Source organism: Wolbachia endosymbiont of Drosophila bicornuta, assembly GCF_028982105.1.
Lineage (GTDB): Bacteria > Pseudomonadota > Alphaproteobacteria > Rickettsiales > Anaplasmataceae > Wolbachia > Wolbachia pipientis.
Genome location: NZ_JAPQLF010000045.1, coordinates 1 through 2,169 on the forward strand (window position 1 = coordinate 1; position 2,169 = coordinate 2,169).

Sequence of the window (2,169 nt, forward strand, 5' to 3'; positions counted from 1 at the left end):
GTCAGTAGCCACCAGATTTTTTCAGTTGCTATGCAACAAAGCCATCCCAGTGTCACGCACTGGGATGACAAAAAAAGGAGGCTACTCGGATGACAGGAGAAGGTACTGCCGTCATAAAGGAACCAGTTTCAGCTACTTTCATGACATCGTTGTAACATTGTACCATATTACAATTTAGCGTTTTTAGTAACTAAGAAAAGTGCTTCCCCCTTTTAGAGCACTGCATATAATAGAATTATGTCGCAGTGCATTGCGAAACAAAATTCCCAATACTACAGGAGGCTTTATGAATAAGAAATTTCTCTATTCACCATTGTCAATAAAAAGCATAGGAGAAAACGGTGTATTTTCCGGTTATGCTAGCGTTTTTAATATAGTTGATAAACAAAATGATCTGATATTGCCTGGAGCATTTAAGGAAAATTTAAACAGAAATAAAATAAAACTCCTTTGGCAGCATAATCCTGACGAACCTATAGGTAGCATCATAGATATTTATGAAAATGATGTTGGCCTGTATATAACCGCACATTTACTTTTGGGTATTCAGAAAGCAGAAGAAGTGTATTTGATGCTCAAAACTGGGGCAATTAACGGACTTTCCATCGGCTATATACCTATAGAGTATGATGTTGATCATAAAAGTGGAGCTAGAGTGTTAAAACAAGTGGAATTATGGGAAGTCAGTTTGGTCACTTTTCCTGCAAACTTGGCTGCTCAGGTAATCAATGTGAAAAATCAGAACAATGAACAGGAAGTGTTAGCAAGAGCGATAGAAAAAGCAAATGCTGTACTTGCAGACATGTACATTTCTGCTTAAAGTGTATTAGGCGGGCAAAGACTTTACCATAATTTGATACCTGTGTTAGTATTTGTTTAACATTTATACTAATATATATAACTTTATTACTATTAAAATTTCTGTAAATTAAAGTTAAAAAATAAGGTAATTTTATGCTAAATATTAATAATAAGGTTAATTATGAAATTAATATTAAGCGAAAGGAAAAAAAATACAGCTGGTCTACTGTATTTGCTTGGTTATATCTAAAAACGATTGGACGAATATTGCCCAAGAGATGGAATAGATGGGCAGAAAATATTTTGTACTACGATAAAACTACTGCAAACAATGAAGTTCAAACTGATGCTTTTAAGACAATAGATGGAAGTGTTCAAGTTGACTTAAAACCTGAAGTTGTAGATAAAGAGAGCCAAAGTGTAGTGATAAACAAAGATGGAGGGGTTCAGACTGATGGAGTAGCCATAAGCGTCAAGTTAAGGAAATAAAGGTATGAAAGAGATAGAATAATAAGGTATAAGTTCTCCAAGATATACTTTTAGTGAGAGAACCAATGAATAAAATAACTTGCTTATCAAAAAAGCTCAAAGAATTTTTTAATGAAAAAGCAGAGGAAATCTCAATTACAACAAGGTTTATAAAAAGAAAGAGAAAGCTAAAAGGTTCATCATGCGTAAAAGCCATGGTCTTGGGTAATATAGGAGTTGATAATTGTAGCGTAGAAACAATGTGTCAATTACTAAACGAGGACTCGATAGATATAACAAAACAAGGTTTGGATTTTAGATTTACTGAAGAAGCAGTGGAATTTATGAAAAGGATGTATAATGAATCTGTGATTCTCTTTAAAAATATCTTGCAAGTTGATTGCAAAATCTTACAGCAATTTAATAGTGTTAAATTATTGGACAGTAGCTATGTTACTCTACCTAACAGTATGGAAGAGATGTATAAAGGTTATGGTACTAGCTACAGTGGCTATGAAAGCAATACTAAGTCTGGAATAAAGTTACAATTAGTTTTCGACTACATGAATCAGATAATAGACCAACTTAATTTAACGGAGTGGGTAAGATCAGACCAGGGATATAGGAAACATTTAAGTAATATATTAAGCAATGATTTGCTAATATCTGATCTCGGTTATTTTGTGCCAAGTTCTTTTAAACAAATCAATGAAATAGGAGCTTATTTCATAAGTCGTTATAAATCCGATACCAACATATATGATGTAGAAACAAATCAAAAAATGGAGTTATTAGAATGTTTAGAGGATAAGTTATTTTTAGAAAACGAGGTATTGTTAGGAAAAGAAGCAAAAATTAGAGTAAGAATTATATGTCAGAAACTAACTGAAGAACAGTATA

3 protein-coding genes are annotated in these 2,169 nt (G+C 32.6%); all 3 read left to right on the top strand.

Annotated features, from left to right (window positions below):
* Positions 1-286 precede the first annotated feature (286 nt).
* A complete protein-coding gene (locus tag OZD68_RS00695; protein ID WP_006280514.1) occupies positions 287-820 on the top strand; it encodes an HK97 family phage prohead protease in 534 nt (177 codons plus the stop codon).
* Between the two features lie 134 nt (positions 821-954).
* Positions 955-1,290 carry a hypothetical protein gene (locus tag OZD68_RS00700; RefSeq protein ID WP_182309363.1) on the top strand — a complete coding sequence of 112 codons (336 nt, stop codon included), beginning with the start codon at positions 955-957 and terminating at the stop codon, positions 1,288-1,290.
* Positions 1,291-1,355: 65 nt separating this feature from the next.
* Positions 1,356-2,169, top strand: an 814-nt coding sequence (locus OZD68_RS00705; protein WP_275008717.1) for an IS4 family transposase, incomplete at its 3' end; no start/stop codon positions are given.

Bases quoted from the DNA above. Each gene is read 5' to 3' on its own strand.
- OZD68_RS00700 (WP_182309363.1), top strand. From the start codon at position 955: ATGCTAAATATTAATAATAAGGTTAATTATGAAATTAATATTAAGCGA.
- OZD68_RS00695 (WP_006280514.1), top strand. From the start codon at position 287: ATGAATAAGAAATTTCTCTATTCACCATTGTCAATAAAAAGCATAGGA.